Genomic DNA, 6,719 nt, shown 5'->3' with positions numbered 1-6,719 from the left:
CTTCCGATCTGCCAAGCCGGCCGCCGCCGAGCCCGCGCAAGCCGCCGCGCCCGCCAAGCCCGCTGAGCCCGAAGCCAAGCCGGCCGAGCCGGCTGCGGCCCCTGCTGCTGCCGAGCCGGCTGCCAAGGCCGAACCTGCCGCCGAACAGCCCGCGCCTTCCCAGGCGGCCGAGCCGGCCAAGCGCGAGGAGCCCGCCGCGCAGGCCGAGCCCGCCGCCCAGCCGCCGGCCGAACCGGCCAAGGCCGACAAGCCCGCCGCCTCCGCCGGCCAACCCGAATCGGCCGCATCCGAAGGCGCCAAGCCGGCGGCCGTGCCGCCCCCGGCTGCGGCCAAGCCTGCCGCCAAGCCCGCCGAGCCGGCGGCGCCGGCCCGTGCCGGCGCCCGCCGCGGCGAGCCGCCGGTGGCTGCCGCGGCCCCGGCCGTGGACCGGGACGAAGCCCGCCGCGCGGCCGAGGCCGAGGCCGCGGCCCTGCGCGAGATGCTGAACCGTCCGCGCAAGGTGCTGCGCGCGCCCGAGCCCGAGCCTGGCGCGGGCATCTCCGGCACCCTGCACAAGCCCGCGGCCGCCAAGGCTGGCGCCAAGAAGGACGCCAAGCCCGCCGCGCCCGGCAAGAAGGTCATCAAGACCACCGAGGTGTCCTCCAGCTGGACCGACGACGCATCGCGCAAGAAGCCCGCCGACAAGGCCGCAACGCCTCCCAGCCGCGACGGCTGGCGCGCCGGCAAGGGCGGCGGCAAGTCGGGCCGGGGAGGCCGCGGCGGGCGCAACCAGTCGCAGCAGTCCAGCGCCCAGCAGGCGCCGGCCGAGTTCATCCAGCGCGAAGTGCACGTGCCCGAGACCATCACCGTGGCCGACCTGGCGCACAAGATGTCGGTCAAGGCCGCCGAGGTCATCAAGCACCTGATGAAACTGGGCCAGATGGTCACCATCAACCAGGTGCTGGACCAGGAAACGGCCATGATCCTGGTCGAGGAACTGGGCCATACCGCCATCGCCGCCAAGCTGGACGACCCGGAAGCCTTCCTGGACGAAGCGCCGCAAGGCGAGGGCGAGGTGCAGCCGCGCGCGCCCGTGGTCACCGTCATGGGCCACGTCGACCACGGCAAGACCTCGCTGCTGGACTACATCCGCCGCGCCAAGGTCGCCGCGGGCGAGGCCGGCGGCATCACCCAGCACATCGGCGCCTATCACGTGCAGACCGACCGCGGCATGGTCACCTTCCTGGATACCCCGGGCCACGAGGCGTTCACCGCCATGCGGGCGCGCGGCGCCAAGGCGACCGACATCGTCATCCTGGTGGTGGCGGCCGACGACGGCGTGATGCCGCAGACGCGCGAGGCCATCCACCATGCCAAGGCGGCCGGCGTGCCGCTGGTGGTGGCGGTCAACAAGATCGACAAGCCCGAGGCCAACCCCGACCGCGTCAAGCAGGAGCTGGTGGCCGAAGAGGTCGTGCCGGAAGAATACGGCGGCGACGTGCCCTTCGTGCCCGTGTCGGCCAAGACCGGCCAGGGCATCGACGACCTGCTCGAGAACGTGCTGCTGCAGGCCGAGATCCTCGAACTCAAGGCGCCGGTCGAGGCGCCGGCCAAGGGCCTGGTCATCGAGGCCCGCCTGGACAAGGGGCGCGGTCCCGTGGCCACCATCCTGGTGCAAAGCGGCACGCTCAACCGCGGCGACGTGGTACTGGCCGGCGCGAGCTATGGCCGGGTGCGCGCCATGCTGGACGAGAACGGCAAGCCCGTGGCCAGCGCCGGCCCGTCCATCCCCGTCGAGATCCAGGGCCTGACCGAAGTGCCGGCCGCCGGCGACGAGCTCATCGCGCTGGCCGACGAGCGCAAGGCGCGCGAGATCGCGTTGTTTCGCCAGGGCAAGTTCCGCGACGTCAAGCTGGCCCGCCAGCAGGCCGCCAAGCTCGAGTCCATGTTCGACAACCTGGGCGAAGGCATGCAGACGCTCTCGCTCATCGTCAAGACCGATGTGCAGGGCTCGCAGGAGGCCTTGGTGGCCGCGCTCACCAAGCTCTCGACCTCCGAGGTCCGGGTGCAGGTGGTGCATGCGGCGGTGGGCGGCGTCTCCGAAAGCGACGTCAACCTGGCGATCGCCTCGGGCGCGGTGATCATCGGCTTTAACGTGCGCGCCGACCAGAGCGCCAAGAAGCTGGCCGAGGCCAACGGCGTGGACCTGCGCTACTACAACATCATCTACGACGCCGTCGATGAGGTGAAGGCCGCCATGTCGGGCATGCTGGCGCCCGAAAAGCGCGAGGAAGTCATCGGCCTGGTCGAGATCCGCGAGATCTACACCATCTCGCGCATCGGCAACATCGCCGGCTGCATGGTGCTCGATGGCATCATCCGCCGCGATTCGCAGATCCGCCTGCTGCGCAACAACGTCGTGCAGTGGACGGGCGTGCTCGATTCGCTGCGCCGCTTCAAGGACGACGTCAAGGAAGTGCGCGCCGGCTTCGATTGCGGCCTGACCCTGCGCAACAACAACGATATCCAGGTGGGCGACCAGCTCGAGGTCTTCGAGATCAAGGAAATCGCCCGTACCCTGTAAGCGATGAGCCGTCACAAGAGCAAATCCCTCCCCGGCCGCAACCTGCGGCTGGCCGAACAGATCCAGAAGGATCTGGCGGTGCTGATCCAGCGCGAGATCGACGTATCCCGCGCCGGGCTCATCACGCTCTCGGGCGTGGAGCTCTCGGCCGACTATGCCCATGCCAAGGTGTATTTCACCGTGCTGGGCGCGGAGCCCGAGACCGCCACGGCGGTGCTGCGCGAGAAGGCCGGCTGGCTGCATTCGCAGCTTTTCAAGATGCTGCACATCCATACCGTGCCCTCGCTGCATTTTCATCATGACGAGCAGATCGTGCGCGGCATCGAGATGTCGCAGCTGATCGACCGCGCCAACCAGGGCCCCGCCGTGCAGGAAGGCAGCGATGTCCAGGCGGACGACGGCCGCGCCGAGCGCAAGGGCGTTCCCGACGAGCCCGAAGACCGGTCCTGAACGGACTGGCATCGCTTTTTTCCGGATTCAAGACGATGGCCAGACGACGCGGAGTCGCGCTCGACGGTGTACTGCTGCTGGACAAACCCGAAGGGCTGTCCAGCAACCACGCCTTGCAGCGCGCCAAGCGCACCCTCGATGCGGCCAAGGCCGGCCACACCGGCACCCTGGACCCTTTCGCCACCGGGCTGCTGGTGTGCTGCACCGGACGCGCCACCAAGATCTGCGGGGCCATGCTCGATGCGGACAAGGGCTACCGCGCCACGGTACGCTTCGGCGAGGAGACCGACACGGGCGATCTCACGGGCAATGTGGTCAGTTCGGCGGGCCCGGGCTTTGCCGGCGTGAGCGAGACGGCACTGCGCGAAGTGATGTCACGATTCACCGGTAGCATCGAACAGGTGCCGCCGATGTATTCGGCCCTCAAGCGCGACGGCAAGCCGCTGTACGAATACGCGCGCGCGGGGGTGGAACTCGAGCGCGCGCCGCGCGCGGTCACCATCCACAGCCTGCAGCTGCTGTCCTTGGACGGCAGCCAGGCGGTGATGGACCTGTTTTGCAGCAAGGGCACCTATGTGCGCACGCTGGCCCAGGACATCGGGCGGGCGCTGGGCTGCGGCGCCCACCTGACCGCCTTGCGGCGCACCCGGGTCGGGCCTTTCCGGCTCGAGGACGCCATCGCCCTGGATGCCTTGCAGGCCTTGCCCGACCCCAAGACGGCCCTGCTGGGCCTGGACCAATTGCCAGCGGGCCTGATGCCCGCCAAATGAACGAAAGTTAAAGGACTGCTATGTCACGCGCCTTGCGCAATGTCGCCATCATCGCCCACGTGGACCACGGCAAGACCACGCTGGTCGACCAACTGCTGCGCCAATCGGGCACCTTCCGCGAGAACCAGGCCGTCAGCGAACGCGTCATGGATTCGAACGATCTCGAAAAGGAACGCGGCATCACCATCCTGGCCAAGAACTGCGCGGTCGAGTACGAAGGCACCCACATCAACATCGTCGATACCCCGGGGCACGCCGATTTCGGCGGCGAGGTCGAGCGCGTGCTGTCCATGGTCGATGGCGTGCTGCTGCTGGTCGACGCGGTCGAAGGCCCCATGCCCCAGACCATCTTCGTGACGCGCAAGGCGCTGGCGCTGGGCCTCAAGCCCATCGTCGTGGTCAACAAGATCGATCGTCCCGGCGCGCGCCCGGACTACGTCATCAACGCCACCTTCGACCTGTTCGACAAGCTGGGCGCCACCGAAGAGCAGCTGGACTTCCCGGTGGTGTACGCCTCGGGCCTGGCCGGCTATGCGGGCCTGACGCCCGAGGTGCGCGAAGGCGACATGCGCCCGCTGTTCGAGGCGATACTGGCGCACGTGCCGCAGCGCGACGACGATCCCGACGGCCCGCTGCAGATGCAGATCATCTCGCTGGACTACAGCAGCTACGTGGGCAAGATCGGCGTGGGGCGCATCAACCGGGGCCGCATCCGGCCGGGCATGGAAGTGGCCCACCGCTACGGCCCGGACGGCGCGCCGGCGCGCGGACGCATCAACCAGGTGCTCAAGTTCCGCGGCCTGGAGCGCGTGGTGGTGGACGAGGCCGAGGCCGGCGACATCGTGCTGATCAACGGCATCGAGGAAATCGGCATCGGCAGCACGGTCACCGACCCGGCCACGCCCGAGGCCCTGCCGGTGCTGCGTATCGACGAGCCGACGCTGACCATGAACTTCATGGTCAACACCTCGCCCCTGGCCGGGCGCGAAGGCAAGTTCGTCACCAGCCGCCAGATCCGCGACCGGCTCGAGCGCGAGCTCAAGTCCAACGTGGCCCTGCGCGTGCGCGATACCGGCGACGATACGGTGTTCGAAGTCTCGGGCCGTGGCGAATTGCACCTGACCATCCTGCTCGAGACCATGCGCCGCGAAGGCTACGAACTGGCGGTCTCGCGTCCGCGCGTGGTGTTCAAGGAGATCGACGGCGTCAAGTGCGAGCCCTTCGAGTCCTTGACCATCGACGTGGAGGATGCGCACCAGGGCGGCGTCATGGAAGAGCTGGGACGCCGCAAGGGCGACCTGCAGGACATGCAGCCGGACGGCCGCGGCCGCACGCGCCTGGAATACATCATCCCGGCGCGCGGCCTGATCGGCTTTCAGAACGAGTTCCTGACGCTGACCCGCGGCACCGGCCTGATGAGCCACATCTTCCACGAATACGCCCCGGTGCGCGAGGGCGCCATCGGCGAGCGCCGCAACGGCGTGCTGATCAGCCAGGACAACGGCGAGGCGGTGGCCTATGCGCTCTGGAAGCTGCAGGACCGCGGCCGCATGTTCGTCAGCCCCGGCGAGCCGCTGTACGAGGGCATGATCATCGGCATCCACAGCCGCGACAACGACCTGGTGGTCAACCCGATCAAGGGCAAGCAGCTGACCAACATCCGCGCCTCGGGCACGGACGAGGCCGTGCGCCTGGTGCCGCCGATCCAGCTGTCGCTGGAGTACGCGGTCGAATTCATCGATGACGACGAACTGGTCGAGGTCACGCCCAAGTCCATCCGCCTGCGCAAGCGCCATCTGCAGGAACACGAGCGCCGCCGCGCCTCGCGCGAGAACGCCTGAGGCCGGCAGCGGCCGGCAGCCGGGCGAACGGCCCCCGCAAGGGGGCCGTTCTTCTTTCCAGGCGGGCGATTTAACGCGGGCCGCATGCGCTATGCTAGGCGTAGGCTGTGTCGGTCGGCACGGAGGAGGAATGAAAGAGTTTCTCGATAGGGCAAGCAAGGGCGAGAGCCTGTCTTCGCGCGACCTGCACATCGTGCTCGATGCCATGCCCATCCCGCTTTCCTGGGCCACGCTGCACGACCGCCGCATTCGTTTCACCAACCGCGCCTTCCGGACCGTGCTGGGCTACGAGGACGGCAGCTTCGCCACCGTGGAGGACTGGATCGAGCGCGCCTATGTGCGCCAGGCCGACCGGGACGAGGCTCGCCTGCGCTGGCAGCGGCTCTGGGAATCGGGCGTGAGCGGCATCTCGGAAGTCCCCCCCTGGGAAGTCCAGGTGCGCCGCGCCGACGGCGAGCTGCTGGCCATGCTGCACCGGGGCATCCTGCTGCACGACATCGGCGTGGGCATCGCCACCTTCGAGGACATCTCCGACAGCAAGCGGGCCGAGGAGGCGCTGCGCCGCATCGCCTTCGAGGATCCGCTGACGCGGCTCATGAACCGCCGGGCCCTGCAGCATCGCTGGGCGGACGAGCCTGCCCAGGCGCGCGGGCCGGCGGCCCTGCTGCTGATCGACCTGGACGGCTTCAAGCCGGTGAACGACCAGCTTGGCCACGACGCCGGCGACGAGGTCCTGGTGGCCGTGGCAGCCTGCCTGCGCGCCAGCGTCGGGGCCGCCGGCACGGTCTATCGCCTGGGCGGCGACGAGTTCGTGGTGCTGCTGAGCGGCATCCGGGGCGCCGAGGACGTGGAGCGCGCCTGCTGGCGTATCGGCACCGCGATCAGGCAGCCCATGCGGGCCGGGGGGCGGACCGTCACCGTGGGCTCCAGCATCGGCGTGAGCCTGTATCCGCAGGACGCCGCCGACCTGCAGGGCCTGCTCAAGCAGGCCGACGAGGCGCTATACCGGGTCAAGCGGCTGGAGAAGGGCGGCTGGGGCTGGTTCAAGAACCCGGAGCGCGCAGCCTGAACCGGCCGCGCCCCGCGCCGGGCAGG

5 protein-coding genes are annotated in these 6,719 nt (G+C 69.3%); all 5 read left to right on the top strand.

Annotated features, from left to right (window positions below; all coding sequences use genetic code 11):
• On the top strand, nt 1-2,563 hold a 2,563-nt coding region (gene infB / locus V8Z80_RS16495; RefSeq protein ID WP_336062764.1), incomplete at its 5' end, for a translation initiation factor IF-2.
• A gap of 3 nt (nt 2,564-2,566) precedes the next feature.
• A complete protein-coding gene (rbfA, locus tag V8Z80_RS16490; protein WP_336062763.1) occupies nt 2,567-3,013 on the top strand; it encodes a 30S ribosome-binding factor RbfA in 447 nt (148 codons plus the stop codon).
• A gap of 35 nt (nt 3,014-3,048) precedes the next feature.
• A complete protein-coding gene (gene truB / locus V8Z80_RS16485) occupies nt 3,049-3,783 on the top strand; it encodes a tRNA pseudouridine(55) synthase TruB (protein ID WP_336062762.1) in 735 nt (244 codons plus the stop codon).
• Nucleotides 3,784-3,803: 20 nt separating this feature from the next.
• Nucleotides 3,804-5,624, top strand: coding sequence for a translational GTPase TypA (typA, locus tag V8Z80_RS16480; RefSeq protein ID WP_336062761.1), 1,821 nt, complete (start codon nt 3,804-3,806; stop codon nt 5,622-5,624).
• Between the two features lie 130 nt (nt 5,625-5,754).
• On the top strand, nt 5,755-6,693 hold the full coding sequence (locus tag V8Z80_RS16475; RefSeq protein WP_155196819.1) for a diguanylate cyclase domain-containing protein: 939 nt from the start codon (nt 5,755-5,757) through the stop codon (nt 6,691-6,693).
• Nucleotides 6,694-6,719: the final 26 nt, after the last annotated feature.

Origin of the sequence: Orrella sp. JC864 (assembly GCF_037026685.1) — a bacterium.
Taxonomy (GTDB): domain Bacteria; phylum Pseudomonadota; class Gammaproteobacteria; order Burkholderiales; family Burkholderiaceae_B; genus Orrella.
The sequence above is the reverse complement of the archived record's forward strand: the minus strand, read 5'-3'. Positions and strand labels throughout refer to the sequence as shown.